This is a genomic window from Actimicrobium sp. CCC2.4, from assembly GCF_034347385.1.
GTDB lineage: Bacteria > Pseudomonadota > Gammaproteobacteria > Burkholderiales > Burkholderiaceae_D > Actimicrobium.
Genome location: NZ_CP133777.1, coordinates 3,840,084 through 3,857,563, shown reverse-complemented (window position 1 = coordinate 3,857,563; position 17,480 = coordinate 3,840,084). Strand labels below are relative to the sequence as shown.

The following is a 17,480-nucleotide window of genomic DNA, read 5'->3' as shown; positions in this document are numbered from 1 at the left end:
ACTATGCAATTCAACCGACTGAGCGACCTGATCGCCGCCAACCAATTGCGCGGCAAACGCGTCTTCATCCGCGCCGACCTGAACGTGCCGCAAGATGCCGACGGTAATATTACCGAAGACACCCGCATCCGCGCCTCGATTCCGGCGATTCGCCAGGCGCTGGACGCCGGCGCTGCCGTGATGGTGACCTCGCATCTGGGTCGCCCGGTCGAAGGCGAATTCAAGCAATCCGATTCCCTCGCACCTGTTGCCACGCGCCTGTCGGCACTGCTCGATCAAACCGTCACGCTGGTCCATAACTGGGTCGATGGCGTCGAAGTCTCGCCGGGCCAGATCGTGTTGCTGGAAAACTGCCGCGTCAATCGTGGCGAAAAAAAGAACGATCCCGAACTGGCAAAAAAGATGGCCGCGCTATGCGACATCTACGTCAATGATGCGTTCGGCACCGCCCACCGCGCCGAAGCCACCACCTACGGTATCGCGCAATTTGTGCCGGTCGCCTGCGCCGGTCCTTTGCTGGCGGCCGAACTCGATGCGCTCGGCAAGGCGCTCAATGCGCCGGCCCGGCCATTGCTGGCGATTGTGGCCGGTTCCAAGGTCTCGTCCAAACTCACCATCCTGAAAGCCCTGGCGTCCAAGGTCGACCACCTGATCGTCGGCGGCGGCATCGCCAACACCTTCATGCTGGCGGCCGGCCTGAAGATCGGCAAGTCGCTGGCCGAAGCCGATCTCGTCAATGAAGCCCGCGAGATCATGGCGATGATGAGTGCACGCGGCGCGTCGGTGCCTATCCCGACCGACGTGGTCTGCGCCAAGCAGTTTGCTGCCGATGCGGTCGCCACCGTCAAGGCCGTGGCCGACGTCGAAGACGATGACCTGATCCTCGACATCGGTCCGCAAACTGCCGCGCTGCTGGCCGGCCAGATTGCGCAAGCCGGCACCGTGGTGTGGAATGGTCCGGTCGGCGTGTTCGAGTTCGAACAGTTCGGCCATGGCACCAAAACACTGGCGCTGGCGATTGCCGACGCCAAGGCGTTCTCGATTGCCGGCGGCGGTGATACGCTAGCTGCCATTGCCAGGTACGACATCGCCGATCGCATTGATTACATCTCGACCGGTGGTGGCGCTTTCCTGGAATTCCTCGAAGGCCGGACCTTGCCGGCCGTCGCGATTCTTCAACAACGTTTCAGTCAATAAGCACCGCACATCAACCAGCAGATACGCCTTCGAAAGGGTTCCCCTATGTCCTTGTCCCGCGCTACTAAAATCGTTGCCACCATCGGTCCCGCCTCCAGTGACCTCGATACCCTGACGCGCATGATTCGCGCCGGCGTGAACGTAGTGCGGCTCAATTTTTCGCACGGCAAGGCGCAGGACCACATCGACCGGGCCGCGCTGGTGCGCCAGGCAGCGGCCGATTGCGGTGTCGAGATCGCCATCATGGCCGATCTGCAAGGCCCGAAAATCCGCGTCGGCAAGTTCGAACACGGCAAGATCGAGCTGGTCAAAGGGGCCAGCTTTACGCTCGACGCCGCTTGCCAGCTGGGCAATCAGGATGTGGTGGGACTCGATTACCGCGAGCTGCCGCGCGACTTGCGCGCCAATGATGTGCTGTTGCTCAACGATGGACTGATCGTACTGATCGTCGACAAAATCGTCGGTAGCGCGATTCACACCACGGTGCGTATCGGTGGCGAACTGTCCAACAACAAGGGCATCAACCGGCAGGGCGGCGGACTGTCGGCGCCGGCACTGACCGGCAAGGACATGGAAGACATCAAGACGGCGATGAGCATCCAGGCCGATTACGTGGCGGTATCGTTTCCGAAAAGCGCGACCGACATGATGATGGCGCGCCAGCTGGCCAACATCGCCGGCGAGCAGTATTGCCACAAGCCGCTGATGATCGCCAAGATCGAGCGCGCCGAAGCGATTCCGGTCTTGCAGGAAATCCTCGACGCCTCCGATGGCATCATGGTGGCGCGTGGCGACCTGGCTGTCGAAGTCGGCAATGCGGCCGTGCCGGCACTGCAAAAACGCATGATCAAGATGGCGCGCGCCTCGAACAAGCTGGCCATCACCGCGACCCAGATGATGGAGTCGATGATCGTCAATGCGGTGCCGACCCGCGCCGAAGTGTCGGACGTGGCCAATGCGGTGCTTGATGGTACCGATGCCGTGATGACCTCGGCCGAAACCGCCTCCGGTCGCTATCCGGTCGAGACCGTCGAAGCGATGGATGCCATCTGCATCGAAGCCGAAAAATCCGAAGACTACAAGCTCGACGCCGATTTCATGAACCTCACTTTTAGCCGGATCGATCAATCGATTGCGTATGGCGCGCTGTTCACCGCGTATCATCTGCGCGTAAAAGCAATCGTGGCATTGACCGAATCGGGATCGACACCGCTGTGGATGAGCCGGCACAACATCGATATCCCGATCTTTGCGATGACGCCTAGCATGGCAACCCAGCGCAAGGCCGCGCTGTACCGCAACGTGCGGCCTTTTGAGCTGGAAAAATTAACCGACCCCGACGTCATGCTGAAAAACGTCCAGGATTTGTTGCTGGCCAAAGGCGTGGTGGCAAAAGATGACATGATCGTCGTCACCTGGGGCGAGCCGATGGGGCAGGCCGGCGGCACCAACGCGCTGCGGATCGTGAAAATCGGCGCGCACTGAACGACCAAATTTAACTAGCTCTGGAGTCTCACCATGCCACTCGTCTCAATGCGTCAACTGCTCGACCACGCTGCTGAAAATGGCTACGGCCTGCCGGCATTCAATGTCAACAACCTCGAACAGGTCCTCGCCATCATGGGCGCGGCCGATGCAGTCAATTCGCCGGTCATCATGCAGGCCTCGGCCGGTGCCCGCAAATATGCCGGCGAGCCCTTCCTGCGCCACCTGATCGAAGCGGCCATCGAAGCCTATCCGCACATCCCGGTCGTGATGCACCAGGATCACGGCCAGTCGCCGTCGGTCTGCATGACCGCGATCCGCTCCGGCTTCTCGTCGGTGATGATGGATGGCTCGCTCAATGAAGACGGCAAGTCGGTCGCCAGCTACGAATACAACGTCGAAGTCTCGCGCAAGGTGGTCGAGTTCTCGCACGCCATCGGCGTGACGGTCGAAGCCGAACTGGGCGTGCTCGGTTCGCTCGAAACCATGATGGGCGACAAGGAAGACGGCCACGGCGCCGACGGCAAGATGACCCGCGAGCAATTGCTCACCGATGTCTCGCAAGCCGCCGACTTCGTCCACCTGACCCAGTGCGATGCACTGGCCATTGCGATCGGTACCTCGCACGGCGCGTACAAGTTTTCACGCAAGCCGACCGGCGACATCCTGGCGATTGACCGCATCAAGGAAATCCACGCCCGCATCCCGAACACGCATCTGGTGATGCATGGCTCGTCATCGGTGCCGCAGGAATTGCTGGCCGAGATCCGTGAATTCGGCGGCGACATGAAAGAAACCTACGGCGTGCCGGTCGAAGAAATCCAGGAAGGCATCAAGCACGGCGTGCGCAAGATCAATATCGATACCGATATCCGCCTGGCGATGACCGGCGCGATCCGTCGCTACCTGTTCGAGAATCCATCCAAATTCGATCCGCGCGATTACCTGAAACCTGCCCGCGAAGCCGCAATGCTGGTGGCCAAGTCGCGTTTCCTGTCCTTCGGTTGCGAAGGCCAGGCCTCAAAGATCATGCCGTTGTCACTCGAAAAAATGGCGACAAAATACAAGCAGGGCGACCTGAAACAGATCGTTCAATAAGTCGATCATTGAACAGTAACCTGTCCCACGGGGCACCTAACGGCCGGCGTTGCGCATGCATCCCCGGCCGGAATTTATGGAAAAACATATGACCAGTCTTTATCAGTCCGAGATCCCGTCCCTGCCGCTGCTGGGCCGCGGCAAAGTGCGCGACAACTACGCCGTCGGTGACGACCAGATCCTCATCGTCACGACGGACCGCCTGTCGGCGTTTGATGTCGTGATGAACGAAGCGATTCCGGCCAAGGGTCGCGTGCTCAACCAGATGTCGAATTTCTGGTTCGAAAAACTCGCCGCCATCGTGCCGAATCACCTGACCGGCGTGACGCCGGAATCGGTCGTGCAAGCCAATGAAATCGACCAGGTGCGCGGTCGTGCGGTGGTGGCCAAGCGGCTGCAGCCGATCATGGTTGAGGCGGTCGTGCGCGGTTACCTGATCGGCTCCGGCTGGAAGGATTACCAGGCCACCGGCGCGGTCTGCGGCGTGGCGTTGCCGGCCGGTTTGCGCCAGGCCGACAAGCTGGCCGCACCGATCTTCTCACCGGCGGCCAAGGCCGAACTCGGCGAGCACGACGAGAACATCAGCTTCGCCGACATGGAGCAGCGCATTGGTGCAGAACTGGCCGCGAAGATGCGCGATGTCAGTATCGCCTTGTACCAGGCAGCAGCCGATTATGCCGCCACGCGCGGCATCATCATCGCCGACACCAAGTTCGAATTCGGCCTCGATGCCGATGGCACGATGTACCTGATGGATGAAGTGCTGACGGCCGACTCGTCACGTTTCTGGCCAGCCGATTCGTACGCGCCGGGCAGTTCGCCACCGTCGTTCGACAAACAGTTCGTGCGCGACTATCTCGAGACATTGACCGACTGGCCGAAGACCGCGCCGGCACCGACCCTGCCCGCCGACGTGATCGCAAAAACCGGTGCCAAATACCGCGAAGCGCTCGAGCGCCTGACCGGCGGCACGCTGGAGGACTGAGATGACTGAATCAGTAAAAGTCGGCGTCGTGATGGGTTCCTCATCCGACTGGGACGTGATGCAACATGCGGTCGCGATGCTCAAGGATTTTGGTATCGCGCATGAGGCGCAAGTGATCTCGGCACACCGGATGCCGGACCAATTGTTTGCCTATGCCGAAAGCGCCCGTGCGCGCGGCCTGGTCGCGATCATCGCCGGTGCCGGCGGTGCAGCGCACTTGCCGGGCATGCTGGCGGCCAAGACCATCGTGCCGGTGCTGGGCGTGCCGGTACCATCGAAATATTTACGCGGCGAGGATTCATTGCTGTCGATCGTGCAGATGCCGAAGGGCATTCCGGTCGCGACCTTCGCCATCGGTGAAGCCGGTGCCGCCAATGCGGCATTGGCCGCCATTGCGATGATGGCGACCACCGATGACGCGCTGGCCGCCAAACTCGAGGTATTCCGCACGGCGCAGACGCAAGTCGCGCTGGCGATGGTATTGCCGTTATGAGCGACCTGCAGCCTGCATTGATTCCATCGGCAACCCCGGCTACGTGGCTCGGCGTGATGGGCGGCGGCCAGCTCGGCCGGATGTTCGTCCATGCCGCACAAGCGATGGGCTACAAAGTCGCGGTGCTGGAGCCGGTCGATGAATCGCCGGCCGCACATGCGGCCGACCGGCATCTGGTGGCGCGTTACGACGACGCCGGTGCGCTGCAGGAACTGGCCGTGCAATGCGCGGCCGTGACGACCGAATTCGAGAACGTGCCGGCTGCCAGCCTGGACTTGCTGGCGCAGCATGCCAGCGTCTCGCCGTCGGCGGCGTGCGTGTCGGTGGCGCAGGACCGGATGGTCGAGAAGCGCTTCTTCATCGATTGCGCCGCACGCTCCGGCGTGCTGCCGGCACCGCACCAGCTGATCGCTGCCGATAGCGATATCGACACCGTGAGCGATGGGCTACTGCCCGGTATTTTGAAAACAGTGCGGCTCGGTTACGACGGCAAGGGCCAGGCCCGCGTCACGACCATCGCCGAATTACGCACCGCATTTGCCGGCATGAACGGCGTGCCGTGCGTGCTCGAAAAAATGCTGCCGCTGGCCTATGAAGTCTCGGTGCTGGCAGCGCGCGGCCATGATGGAAAATCGGTGGTCTATCCAATTGCCGAAAACGTCCATCGCGACGGCATCCTCTTCACCACCACCGTGCCCGGTCCGAACGTGTCGGCCGATTGCGCGATGCGGGCCCATGATGCGGCGCTGGCGATCATCGACCATCTCGGTTATGTCGGCGTACTGTGCATCGAATTTTTTATCCTTGACGATGGGTCATTGGTCGTCAACGAGATGGCACCGCGACCGCATAACAGCGGGCATTACACGATCGATGCCTGTATCACCAGCCAGTTCGCGCAGCAGGTGCGGGCGATGGCCGGACTGACGCTGGGCGATGTGCGCCAGCATTCGCCGGCGGTGATGCTCAATCTGCTTGGCGATTTGTGGTTCGATGTCGCCACCGGCGAACGGATCGAGCCGGCTTGGGATCGCGTGCTGGCCTTGCCCGGTGCATCGCTGCATTTGTACGGCAAGGATGATCCGCGGCCGTCCCGCAAGATGGGCCACGTGACCTTCGTCGCGGCGACGCTGGATCACGCGCAAGCGAGCTTGCAGGCAGCGTGCGCGATCCTGCGCATTGCACGCTAAGGCGCACGCGTGAGCCTGCTGCACGACGATGACATCCTCCGCGCTGCCGCGCTGCTCGAACAGGGCCGGCTGGTGGCATTTCCGACCGAGACCGTCTACGGCCTCGGTGCCGATGCCGAAAACCCGGCGGCGATTGCACGCATTTATGCCGCCAAGGGCCGGCCGTCGAATCATCCGGTGATCGTGCATCTGGCACCGGAGGCCGACCCCGGCTACTGGGTCAGTGCGATTCCCAACGAGGCGCAGGCCCTGATCGATGCCTTTTGGCCGGGTCCGCTGACGCTGATCCTGCCGCGTGCCGCACATATTCCGGCAGCAGTGGCGGGCGGGCAAAATTCGATCGGCGTGCGTTGTCCGTCGCATCCGGTGGCGCAAGCCTTATTGCGCGCTTTCAAGGGTGGCAAGGGCGGTATCGCCGCGCCGTCGGCCAACAAGTTCGGCCATGTCAGCCCGACCATCGCGCAGCATGTGCGCGATGAATTTACCGATGGGTCGGTCGACCTGATCCTCGATGGCGGCCAGAGCGAAGTCGGGATCGAGTCGAGCATCATCGACTTGTCGCGGCTGGACTCGCATGGTCCGGTACTGCTGCGTCCCGGTCGCATCACCACCTTGCAACTGGCGCAGGTACTCGGCGTGACACCGGCCGCACCGGACGCCGCTGCACCGCGCGCTTCCGGCACGCTCGAAGCGCACTATGCACCGCGCACGCCGGTGGCGATGATTGCCAGCGCAGATATTGCGCCGACCTTGCAGCAACTGGCTGCGGCCGGTCGCCGGGTTGCACTGCTGCACTGGAGCGCCGTTCATCACGCCGGTGCGCTGCAATTGCCGTCGTCGCCGGCCGGCTATGCCCATGGCCTGTATGCCGGATTGCGTCTGCTCGACATGGCCGATGCGGACCTGATCCTGATCGAGGCACCGCCTGGTTCGGCCGACTGGCAAGCCATCAATGATCGCCTGCGCCGGGCGGCCCACGACTCGGCAGGCATTCTGGAGCGTCTCCTCTAATTTCAGGCTATCCGAACGGGACTTTGCGTATGGTCAAGCACTGTTATCAGTGACATACTCGACCGAAATTAAAAGAACACACGTGCGTTTTTGTGGAGTTTTTCGTTCGTTATAAAAAGCCTTTTAAAGGAGACACGCAATGCAACAGTTCAAGCTATCCGCCGCTGTTCTTTCCCTCGCCGTCCTCGCCGGTTGTGGCGGCGGCAGCACCGGCAGTCCTTCCAAACCACAATTCAGTGCGGTCATTTCGTTTGGTGACAGCCTCAGCGATGCCGGGTCGTATGCACCGGCCACGATCAATCCCGCTACCGGTCTGCCGACCGGCGGCAAGTTCACCACCAACCCCGGCCCCATCTGGATCGAAGACATTGCGGCCAAGCTCAACCTGACAATTACGCCTAACGTGGTGGGCTATGCCACCACCAGCGTGACCTGTCCGAAAACCAGTTGCACGGCCTATGGCCAGGGTGGTTCGCGCGTCACCAGCATCAACGGTATCGGTCATGACACCGGCGCGCTGACGATCCCGATGAAAACCCAGATGGACAACCATCTGGCGGCCAACGTCAGCTACAAGCCGACCGACCTGGTGTTTGTCTACGGTGGCAATAACGACGTGTTTTACCAGGCCGGCTATGTCGCCGCCGTCATCGGTGCCGCTAGCACCGCACCAGGCGCGACTGCCGCCAGCGTTGGTGCCGCTGCACAGGCCGCCCAGCAAACCGCCGGGCTGGCAATGGCGACGGCCGCCACCGAACTGGCCGGTTACGTGCGCGACAAGATCCTCGCCAAGGGTGCCAAATATATCGTCGTGATGAACCTGCCGGACAGTGCGGCAACACCGTACGGTGCATCGATTACGGCCGATGGACGGGCGCTGCTGACCGGTCTGGTCAACACCTTCAATGCGACCTTCCAGAAAGCGGTTGCTGACCTGGCACTCAATGTGGTGGTGGTCGATGCCAATGCCGCCAACAAGGACGTGTTCACCAACTCGGTCCAGTACGGCGTGACCAACTTCACTGTGCCGGCATGCGATCTGACCAAACTGCCAAGCGGGTCATCGCTGTTCTGCAATGCCAGCACGCTGATCCCGAGCGCCAATGCCGGCTTCCTGTTTGCCGACTCGGTCCATCCGACCATCTTCGGTCATCGCCTGTTCGCCGATTACGTCACGCTGCAACTGGCGAAAAAAGGCTGGTTCTGATCACGCAGAGCGACTCCTGCCGCCGGTAAAGAACAACACACAACGCGTATTCCTCGAACTGGAGAAGACACATGAACAAATCCGTATTTGCTTTGCCCCGGCTGCTTGCCGTGGTGGCTGTTGCCGCACTCGCCACGGCAGCCCTGCCGGCATCGGCCCAGTCGGCCGGTCAATGGATGGTCAAAGTCGGTGAAAACCTGATCACGCCGATGGTCCATAGCGGCGACCTGAGCGGTCCCGGTCTGGGCGGCGTGAAGGTTGACGTCAACAGTGCGTATGCACCGATTGTCGCGGCAACTTACATGATCACGGATAACATCTCGACCGAGCTGGTGCTTGGCTTGCCGTACCGCCATGACATGGTCGGCAAGGGCTCGATCAACGGCGTCGGTAAGATCGGCGACGTCCAGCAATTGCCGCCAACCTTGTTCGTGCAGTACCGCTTGCTCGAACCGACCGCACGGTTTCGTCCGTATGTCGGGCTGGGCGTGACCTATGCTTATTTCCGTGATGCGCATGCGAGTTCAACGCTGGTGGCATTGCTGGGTCCGACCAACGTCGACATCGAGGCAAAGTTCGGTATTTCGCCGCAGATCGGCGCCACCTATGCGATCAACGACCGCTGGTTCATTGATTCGGCACTGGTCAAGACCTACCTGAAGACCACGGCCACGCTGGATTCTTCCGGCACCAAGCGCACCATCGACACCAAGCTCGATCCGGTTGCCTTCAGTATTTCAGTCGGCTACAAGTTCTGAACAGGCTGCTGCGCTGACCCGCGCAGCAGCAAAGAAAAAGCGCTGCAGGCGATCCGCCTGCAGCGCTTTTTTTATTGCAGCGTCTAGGCCGCCGGCAGCGCACTCGCGGAACAATAAGCGCCACCGTAATAGACCAGCGGCGCGCCTGAGCCCACTTCGCAATGCGTGACTTCACCGACAAAAATGATATGGTCGCCTTCCGGATAGCGACTGCGGTTGCTGCACTCGAACCAGGCGACTGCGCCGCGCAGGACCGGCTGGCCGTTGGCGGAAAAATCCAGTGCGATATCAGCGAACCGGTCTTCGATACGGCTGGCAAAACGGTTGGCCAGCGCCGACTGGTCGGCGGCCAGCACATTGATTATGTAATGGGTGCTGTCATTGAAACCTGCCATGCTGTTGGCAGTACAGCCGAGGCTCCATAGTACCAGCGGTGGTTGCAGTGATACCGAGTTGAACGAGGTGGCGGTCAATCCCAGCATCGTGCCATCGGCAGTCCGGGTCGTGATGACGGTGACGCCAGTGGCGAACTGCGACAGCGCATGGCGAAAATGACGGCTGTCGAATGGCGTCGTGACGGGGTTTTGAATGGGCAATGGCATCGGGCTTCCTGAGAGTTGCGACATTATGCCGAAAAAGTAGCTTGGCTGCGGAGCACTCTGGTTTGCGTTAAAGTCAGGGCTCAAAACAGAAGGAGCGAACATGGCAACAGAAATGGCAACATTAGGCGGAGGCTGTTTCTGGTGCACCGAAGCGGTGTATCAGCAACTCAATGGCGTGCTGGCGGTCGAGTCCGGTTATACCGGCGGCGGCGTCGTCAATCCAAGCTACGAAGCCGTATGCAACGGCACCACCGGCCATGCCGAAGTCGTCCGGATCAGCTTTGACAATAGCGTCGTCAGCTACCGCGAACTGCTGGAGGTTTTTTTCACGATCCATGACCCGACTACGCTGAACCGGCAAGGTGCTGATGTCGGCACACAGTATCGGTCAGTGATTTATTTCCACTCGCAGGAGCAGGAAGACATGGCGCACCACGTGACGGCCGAAATGGCCAACGTCTGGGATGCGCCTATCGTCACCGAACTCAGTCCTGCGACCACGTACTACAAGGCCGAGGACTACCACCAGAACTACTTCGTCCAGCATCCGGAGCAGGGCTATTGCGCGTTCGTGGTCGAACCCAAGGTAGCCAAGTTCCGCAAACTGTTCACGGCCAAGCTGCGGTCTTAGGCAGCTAGGGCTGCAGGCGCTCTCGCTCCCAGTTACCATCCGACAGTTGCTGGTAGGCGATCCGGTCATGCAGGCGCGATGGCCGGCCTTGCCAGAATTCAAGGTAATCGGGTACCAGCCGGTAGCCACCCCAATGCGCAGGTCTTGCCGGAGCCGGTCCGCTGGCGACTTCGGCGGCACTGAAACGTGCCTCCAGTTCCCGGCGGCTGGCGACCGGCTCGCTTTGCGCCGAGGCGATCGCGCCGATGCGGCTCATTAGCGGGCGGCTATTGAAGTAGGCATCGTTGTCCTCGTCCGTGATCCGTTCGACGCGGCCTTCGATGCGAACCTGGCGTTCCAGTTCGACCCAGTGGAACAGCAGTGCTGCATGGCCGTTGTGCTGCAATTCCTGGCCCTTGCGGCTGCCGTAATTGGTGAACCAGACAAAGCCGCGCGCATCGAATTCCTTGATCAGCACGATGCGTGACGATGGTCGTCCGTCGGCGGCCACCGTAGCCAGGCTCATCGCGTTCGGTTCCGGTACTTGCGCTGCCAGTGCTTCGTCGAACCATTTGCCGAATTGCCGGATCGGGTCGTCGAGCACGTCGGCGCGCGACAGGCTGGACTGGCTGTAATCCTTGCGCAGGTCAGCGATCGACATGGCAGGCTCCGCTGATGTTGGTCATGCTGGTCATCGTGATGTCCTTGATAGAGAGGTGAATGCAGTGACCATGATTTTAGGCGCAAACACAATGATCCCGTCCGTTAAAATGGCGGATGATTTTTTCCCCCGTACCCATGACTGATACCGCACTCTCCGCGATTGCCGAACTTCCCGAGATCGATTTTGAGCGCCGCTTTGGTGGCATTGCGCGCTTGTATGGCGCGCCCGCACTGGCGCGATTTCGCGCTGCCCATGTGTGCGTGATTGGCGTCGGTGGCGTCGGTTCGTGGATTGTCGAAGCGCTGGCCCGCAGCGCCATCGGGCAGATCACGATGATCGATCTCGACAACCTGGCCGAGTCCAATGTCAATCGCCAGATTCATGCGCTGACGTCAACGATGGGCCAGGCCAAGGTGACAGCCTTGGCCGAGCGCATCGCCCAGATCAACCCGTTTTGCCGGGTCAACCAGATCGAGGAATTCATCGATGCCGATAACCTCGATGCGATGATAGGCAGCCGCGGCTACGACTACATCGTCGATGCGATCGATAACGTCCGCGCCAAGACTGCACTGATCGCCTATTGCCGCACGCACAAGCTGCGGCTCATCACCATCGGCGGTGCCGGTGGCCAGGTCGATCCGACCAAAATCGAAGTGCGCGACCTGTGCCGTACCGAGCAGGAACCGCTACTGGCCAAGGTGCGCAAGCGGCTGCGCTCGGAGCACGGTTTTCCGCGTGGTACCCGCAACAAGTTTGGTATCGATGCGGTGTTTTCGACCGAGCACCTGCGCTTTCCGGCCGCAGCGGAAAGCGCTGACGACGACAGTGATGAGGCCGTCGCCGGTATCACCGGACTCAATTGTGCAGGGTTCGGATCGGCCATGGTCGTGACCGCTGCCTTCGGGCTTGTTGCCGCATCGCAGGTATTAAACAAAATTGCTTTTGAGGAATAATCGATCTCGCTACACTGAGATCGTCCCCCACTTTTTCGAGAATTGATGCTGATGATTTATCCCACTGTTGATACCCAGATTTCCCCTGAAGGCCACCTTGAAGTTCTGTCGAAAGCAGAAGTCAACAAGTTGCTCGATCGCAGCCGCAGCGGCATGTACCAGCTGTTTCGCAATTGCTCGCTGGCGGTTCTCAATTGCGGCAGCGACATGGACGACGGCAAGGTGCTGCTGGAGCGCTATCCGGACTTTGATATCGGTATCGTGCTGCGCGAACGCGGCATCAAGCTCGATGTACGCGGCGCGCCGGCCAGCGCCTTTGTCGATGGCAAGATGATCCGCGGCATACGCGAGCACCTGTTCGCGGTGCTGCGCGACATCATTTATGTCGACGAGTCGATCTACAACAGTGGCGCGCTCGACCTCGACACGTCCGAAGGTGCGACCGATGCGGTGTTCCATATCTTGCGCAATGCGCGGGTACTGCGGCCGCTGCTGAGTCCGAACCTGGTGGTGTGTTGGGGTGGCCATTCGATTGTGCGCAACGAATACAACTACACCAAATCAGTCGGTTACGAACTCGGTCTGCGCGGTCTGGATATCTGTACCGGCTGCGGTCCGGGAGCGATGAAGGGACCGATGAAAGGTGCCACCATCGGCCATTCGAAGCAGCGGATCCAGAACAGTCGCTACGTCGGTTTTTCCGAACCGGGCATCATCGCGGCAGAGTCACCCAACCCGATCTGCAATGAGCTGGTGATCCTGCCGGATATCGAAAAGCGCCTCGAAGCCTTCGTGCGTGCCGGCCACGGCATCATTGTCTTTCCGGGTGGTCCGGGGACCGCCGAAGAAATCCTCTACCTGCTCGGCATTTTGCTGCATCCAGCCAACGCTGAGATTCCATTCCCGTTAATCCTGACCGGCCCGGAAAGCGCGCAAGCTTATTTCGAACAGATCGACCGCTTCATTGGTGACACGCTCGGTACGGCGGCGCAGGCGCGCTACCAGATCATCGTGGACGACCCGGCGCTGGTATCGCAGCAAATGGATGCGGGCATCAAGACCGTGCGCGAATTCCGCAAGACCCACGGTGATGCGTATTACTTCAACTGGTTGCTCAAGATCGATCAGGAATTCCAGCTACCGTTCGCACCGACCCACGCCAACATGCGTGCGCTGCGCCTGCACAAGAATCAGGAGCCGCACTTGCTGGCAGCGCATCTGCGGCGGGCGTTTTCCGGCATCGTGGCAGGCAATGTCAAAGCCGATGGCATCAAGGCAATCGAAGAACATGGTCCGTTCGAATTGCAGGGCGATGCAGTGATGATGGCGTCGATGGATGCGTTGCTGACCTCGTTTGTCGAGCAGCACCGGATGAAGTTGCCCGGCACCGCGTATTCGCCGTGCTATCGGATCCTGTTGTAAAGACAGTCGGGACGGCGCGCCTGCGTCCCGCTTATTTGCCCGCGACCGTGACGCAGCGTGCACTGCCCTGGTCGCGATACGTACCGCCACCGACCGGCATGAATTCCCAGTCGTAGCCGGTGGCTTTCAAGACCAGCCTGAGTACGCCGAATGTCTCGTTGTTGGCGGTTTCGCTGCCGGCGACAAAGAAGCGGAACGGTGACAGTTCGGCACCGCCGGTGCCGACCACGAACTGGCGCATCGCACCGTTTGGTCCTTGCGGCGCAAACCGTTCGTAGTCATGGTCATGCGCCGACAGGATCAGGTCGGTGCCGGCATCGGCCAGCAGTTGCCAGACCGCGCGCATGCGCTCGTCGCTGCCATGACCACCGGAACTCTGTACCGGGTGATGCCAGAATGCCAGCGAGCAGGTCGATGGATGGGCGGCCAGATCGGCCTTGAGCCAATCGAGCTGCGCTTGTTGGGCCGCGCCCTTGAGGTTGCTGTTCAATGACATGACATGCCAGCCACCGAGCCCGGTGCTGTAGTAACCGCGTCGGTGTGGGCCGGCGAGGCTGCCGAAGTAATCGTAATAGCCGGCGGCGTCCTTGCTGTAATACTCATGGTTGCCGGGACTGGGCAAGGTGCGCTGCTTGAAGCGACCCCAGGTTGGCGCGTAGCAGTCGGCATGTTCGGCCGGCGTGCCGGACTGGTAGACGTTATCGCCCAGAGTCAGGACGACCGCGCCGGCATCATCGGCCAGTCCCGCGGCGATCAGCTCGGCAGTACGCGCGGCCATGGTGCTGGCCGCCGGGCGCTGGCGGCAATCGGCAATATCACCGGCAGCGAAGACGGTGATGCCGGTACCGGCAATGGCCGGACCGGCGGTTTCGGTGGCGACGTGTCGATGACCGCTGGTGCAGCCGCTCAGTGCCAGCATCAGCAGCAAGCCAGCGGTAACGGGCAGGGTGGTGGAATACGGGAAGAACAATCTGGTCATGGAAATCTCCTGGCCGGAGACTACGATGTTGCTGGTCACAAAGCAATCTCGGCCTGTGCCCGGGCAGGAAAAAGGATTTGCCGTGTGTTCCCTTGCAAGTAGGGCTGTAGCAGCAGGGCAGGTATTTCGTTGGCGGGCACCGGACGCGAGATCAGATAGCCCTGGATTTCGTCGCAGCTGAGTTCCTGCAGGATACGCAATTGCTGTACTGTTTCGACGCCTTCCGCGACGACCGTCATGCCTAATGCATGCGCCATCGACACGATTGCCCGGAAAAACACTTCGCCTTCCGTCGTCTTGCCAAGCTCCGACGTGAAGGCTCGATCGACCTTCAGCACATCCATGGCCAGTCGCTGCAATTGCGATAGCGACGAGTAGCCGGTGCCAAAATCATCGACTAGCAACTTGATGCCCAGCGCGCGTATCGTGCGCAGCTCGTGGGACAGTTCTTCCTCTTCGCCCATCATCGATGATTCGGTGATTTCGATTTCGACCAGACCTGCATCAATCCGGTGGCGCAGCATGTGCGTTGCGAACAGGATCTTGATGTTGCCCTTTTCAAACTGGCGCGGCGAGACGTTGACCGATACCGGGACAACTGGCAAACCGGCGTCGCGCCAGCTGGCAATCTGCCTGCAGACTTGTTCGATGATCAGTTCGCCGAGTGCCAGGATCATGCCGGTTTCTTCGGCGATGCCAATGAATTCGAGCGGTGGCACCATGCCGCGCTCAGGATGTTGCCAACGTACCAGGGCTTCGAGGCCAAGCAATTGACCACTGACGGTATTGATGCGTGGCTGGTAAAAAATCACGAATTCGTTGTGTTCTATTGCGCATTGCAACGCGCGTTCAATATCAACTCTGGCGTTCAATGCTGCCGACATGCGCGATTCATAAAACCGCGCACGGTTTTTGCCGGCGGTTTTTGCGCAATACATCGCGATATCGGCATTTTTCAGCAAGTCGCCGGCGTCGTGTCCGTCATCCGGAAACAGGCTGATCCCGAGAGAAATGCCAACGGTATCGGTGCCATAGCCCAGCTCGAACGGCGTGGCAAAGGCATCGATGATGCGTTGCGCGACCAGCGCACCGGCATGGCGATCGGTGATGGATGACAGGATCACGGTGAACTCGTCGCCACCGAGCCGTGCGACATGGTCTCCCGGGCGCAAGATCGATTGCAGCCGCCGTGCTGCCACCCGCAGCAGCTCGTCACCGGCAGAGTGACCGAGGGTATCGTTGACGTCCTTGAAATCATCGAGGTCGATGAACAGTACCGCAACCATGCGACCGGCCTGTCGCGCCTGCCGGATTGCCTCGGGCAGGAAGCCGGTCAGCCAGTTGCGGTTCGGCAGCTCGGTCAGGCCATCTTCATTTGCCATCCGCCACAGCTCGCGTTCATGGATTTTTTTTTCGGAGATGTCACGTAATGTCATGGCGATACCAGTGCCGGTTCGGGCGAGCTGGCGATGCATCCATTGCGGTTCGTCCGGATGGCTGGCGCGGCCACGCAATTCATCCTCCAGATAACCGGTCTGGAGCGCGGTACGCATCGCCTTCATCGTTTCCGGAAAATAGGGTGCTGCCGTTACCTCGGATAAACGCATGCCGATCAATGTTTTCGCCTCCACGCCATGGAAAAGCGCGCTGCGGTTATTGCAATCGCTGATGAGGAAATCGATGGTCTTGCCGTGCCGGTCATTGACCGCCATCAGTATCGTGATCCCGTCGATGCTGCACTCGGTCGCCATGCGGTACGAGTCGCGAACTTCATTTTTCTCGTACCGGTGCCAGGCTCTTGCCGACCATAACCAGCAAGCCGTCAAGGCAGTCAGTGCTGGCAGTAAGGTGATCACTTCGGGCGCTGCCCCGGCAGGCTGCTGGCGGAAATGGAAGACGATCAGGAGTACGCACAGTGCGATCCAGAACAGCAGCATCACGCTATTGTTTTTAAGGAAGCGCAAACGACGCCTACCTGCTCCGGCTGTCGGTGGCACGTGGCGCTTCAAGGCGTGTTGAAGGTCGTTTGCGCTCATGGTTCCATGTCTGGAGGAATGGATCGATTTGTAACTATTGGTAATAGTAGACGGTAACAAGGGCTACGGGCAAGGTTGCTCGCAAGGTGTTGCAAATTGAATCGGGCGACTTCGTAGGGATGCCAGAGCGGCAACCATTACATGCGGGGGAGTGCGGCCAGCGCCGGGCCGATCCAGCCAAAGCCGATCCGCTCCTGCTCCAGTCGCACGTTCTGCCCCAGCCGGTTGTCGCGCAACAGGTCATACAACGCGCGCTCGCCGGCATGCAGGCGGGGCAGTTCGCGCAGCGTCGGCTGGTCTTCCTGTCCCCATTGCGCGGCAAACGCCAGCAAGGTGGCATGGTCCATCATCAGCGATTCGACCTGCGGGAACCGGCTGCGTAACTGGTCCAGGATGGCAAAGCCATGGGTATCGATATCGCCCCAGTAAATCAGCCGGCAGCGCGTCAGCCAGCCGACGTCGCGCAGCATGTCGAAGCCGTAACCCGCACCGAACAGGACAATGCTGTCTGCCGGCAGCGGAAAGGCCAGGAAGTTGATTTCGTTTTCAGTAATGAAGACCTGCGTGACGGCCGGATCGAGGCGCGCAAAGCTGGCGGTATCGAGCGTCATGTCGGTATCGAGTCCGGCCGGGTCGTGCAGCCGGAAGCGCACGCGCTGCGGTTTGTCACGGAAACCGAAGCGCTGTGCAAAACCGGCGACCCCGGTGGCGGACAGATCGATGGCGTGTGCCGGCAGGGCAAGATCAAACAGGGCGCTCAGCACGCCGGGATGGGCTTCGATGAATT

Annotated in this window: 17 protein-coding genes; 12 read left to right on the top strand and 5 right to left on the bottom strand. The window is 60.5% G+C overall.

The genetic code is table 11. The features are described from left to right. Positions 1 to 3: 3 nt before the first annotated feature. The 9 genes from RHM62_RS17745 to RHM62_RS17705 all read left to right on the top strand — a co-directional run bounded on the left by RHM62_RS17745 (position 4) and on the right by RHM62_RS17705 (position 9,424). Positions 4 to 1,197 carry a phosphoglycerate kinase gene (locus tag RHM62_RS17745; protein WP_322123358.1) on the top strand — a complete coding sequence of 398 codons (1,194 nt, stop codon included), beginning with the start codon at positions 4 to 6 and terminating at the stop codon, positions 1,195 to 1,197. Positions 1,198 to 1,248: 51 nt separating this feature from the next. Continuing rightward, entirely contained in the window at positions 1,249 to 2,682 is a 1,434-nt protein-coding gene (gene pyk / locus RHM62_RS17740; protein WP_322125440.1) for a pyruvate kinase, read from the top strand. A gap of 33 nt (positions 2,683 to 2,715) precedes the next feature. Continuing rightward, entirely contained in the window at positions 2,716 to 3,780 is a 1,065-nt protein-coding gene (gene fba / locus RHM62_RS17735; protein WP_322123357.1) for a class II fructose-bisphosphate aldolase, read from the top strand. A gap of 88 nt (positions 3,781 to 3,868) precedes the next feature. Further along, positions 3,869 to 4,765: a phosphoribosylaminoimidazolesuccinocarboxamide synthase gene (locus tag RHM62_RS17730; protein WP_322123356.1), complete on the top strand. Its 897-nt coding sequence runs from the start codon at positions 3,869 to 3,871 to the stop codon at positions 4,763 to 4,765. A 1-nt stretch (position 4,766) separates the two neighbouring features. Then, positions 4,767 to 5,258 (top strand): 5-(carboxyamino)imidazole ribonucleotide mutase, encoded by a 492-nt coding sequence (gene purE / locus RHM62_RS17725; RefSeq protein WP_009666705.1) that lies wholly within the window; start codon positions 4,767 to 4,769, stop codon positions 5,256 to 5,258. Further along, positions 5,255 to 6,448 carry a 5-(carboxyamino)imidazole ribonucleotide synthase gene (locus RHM62_RS17720; protein WP_322123355.1) on the top strand — a complete coding sequence of 398 codons (1,194 nt, stop codon included), beginning with the start codon at positions 5,255 to 5,257 and terminating at the stop codon, positions 6,446 to 6,448. The genes purE and RHM62_RS17720 overlap by 4 nt, the downstream gene beginning before the upstream one ends. Before the next feature lie 9 nt (positions 6,449 to 6,457). Beyond that, complete coding sequence (locus RHM62_RS17715; RefSeq protein ID WP_322123354.1) at positions 6,458 to 7,459, top strand: L-threonylcarbamoyladenylate synthase; 1,002 nt, start codon at positions 6,458 to 6,460, stop codon at positions 7,457 to 7,459. Positions 7,460 to 7,598: 139 nt separating this feature from the next. Beyond that, on the top strand, positions 7,599 to 8,666 hold the full coding sequence (locus RHM62_RS17710; protein ID WP_322123353.1) for an SGNH/GDSL hydrolase family protein: 1,068 nt from the start codon (positions 7,599 to 7,601) through the stop codon (positions 8,664 to 8,666). 71 nt (positions 8,667 to 8,737) lie between these two features. Next, positions 8,738 to 9,424: an OmpW/AlkL family protein gene (locus RHM62_RS17705; RefSeq protein WP_322123352.1), complete on the top strand. Its 687-nt coding sequence runs from the start codon at positions 8,738 to 8,740 to the stop codon at positions 9,422 to 9,424. Positions 9,425 to 9,507: 83 nt separating this feature from the next. On the opposite strand, the gene RHM62_RS17700 is transcribed toward RHM62_RS17705, so the two are convergent. Further along, a complete protein-coding gene (locus RHM62_RS17700) occupies positions 9,508 to 10,026 on the bottom strand; it encodes a flavin reductase family protein (RefSeq protein WP_322123351.1) in 519 nt (172 codons plus the stop codon). A gap of 100 nt (positions 10,027 to 10,126) precedes the next feature. Between RHM62_RS17700 and msrA the strand changes: the two genes are divergently transcribed. Further along, on the top strand, positions 10,127 to 10,657 hold the full coding sequence (gene msrA, locus RHM62_RS17695) for a peptide-methionine (S)-S-oxide reductase MsrA (protein WP_322123350.1): 531 nt from the start codon (positions 10,127 to 10,129) through the stop codon (positions 10,655 to 10,657). A gap of 4 nt (positions 10,658 to 10,661) precedes the next feature. Here msrA and pdxH read toward each other — a convergent pair whose 3' ends face one another. Then, positions 10,662 to 11,297 carry a pyridoxamine 5'-phosphate oxidase gene (pdxH, locus tag RHM62_RS17690; protein ID WP_322123349.1) on the bottom strand — a complete coding sequence of 212 codons (636 nt, stop codon included), beginning with the start codon at positions 11,295 to 11,297 and terminating at the stop codon, positions 10,662 to 10,664. Positions 11,298 to 11,434: 137 nt separating this feature from the next. Here pdxH and tcdA point away from each other — a divergent pair, with 137 nt between their 5' ends. Both tcdA and ppnN read left to right on the top strand, forming a co-directional pair. Next, on the top strand, positions 11,435 to 12,256 hold the full coding sequence (tcdA, locus tag RHM62_RS17685; RefSeq protein WP_322123348.1) for a tRNA cyclic N6-threonylcarbamoyladenosine(37) synthase TcdA: 822 nt from the start codon (positions 11,435 to 11,437) through the stop codon (positions 12,254 to 12,256). A 51-nt stretch (positions 12,257 to 12,307) separates the two neighbouring features. After that, positions 12,308 to 13,678, top strand: a complete 1,371-nt coding sequence (gene ppnN, locus RHM62_RS17680; protein WP_322123347.1) for a nucleotide 5'-monophosphate nucleosidase PpnN — start codon at positions 12,308 to 12,310, stop codon at positions 13,676 to 13,678. A gap of 31 nt (positions 13,679 to 13,709) precedes the next feature. Here ppnN and RHM62_RS17675 read toward each other — a convergent pair whose 3' ends face one another. The 3 genes from RHM62_RS17675 to RHM62_RS17665 form a co-directional block, all read right to left on the bottom strand. Next, positions 13,710 to 14,657, bottom strand: coding sequence for a metallophosphoesterase family protein (locus RHM62_RS17675; RefSeq protein ID WP_322123346.1), 948 nt, complete (start codon positions 14,655 to 14,657; stop codon positions 13,710 to 13,712). 35 nt (positions 14,658 to 14,692) lie between these two features. Then, the gene (locus RHM62_RS17670; protein ID WP_322123345.1) at positions 14,693 to 16,693 is read right to left on the bottom strand and encodes a putative bifunctional diguanylate cyclase/phosphodiesterase; all 2,001 of its coding nucleotides are present in this window, start codon (positions 16,691 to 16,693) and stop codon (positions 14,693 to 14,695) included. A gap of 137 nt (positions 16,694 to 16,830) precedes the next feature. Next, positions 16,831 to 17,457: a DUF2220 domain-containing protein gene (locus RHM62_RS17665; protein ID WP_322123344.1), complete on the bottom strand. Its 627-nt coding sequence runs from the start codon at positions 17,455 to 17,457 to the stop codon at positions 16,831 to 16,833. Between the last annotated feature and the right edge of the window lie 23 nt (positions 17,458 to 17,480).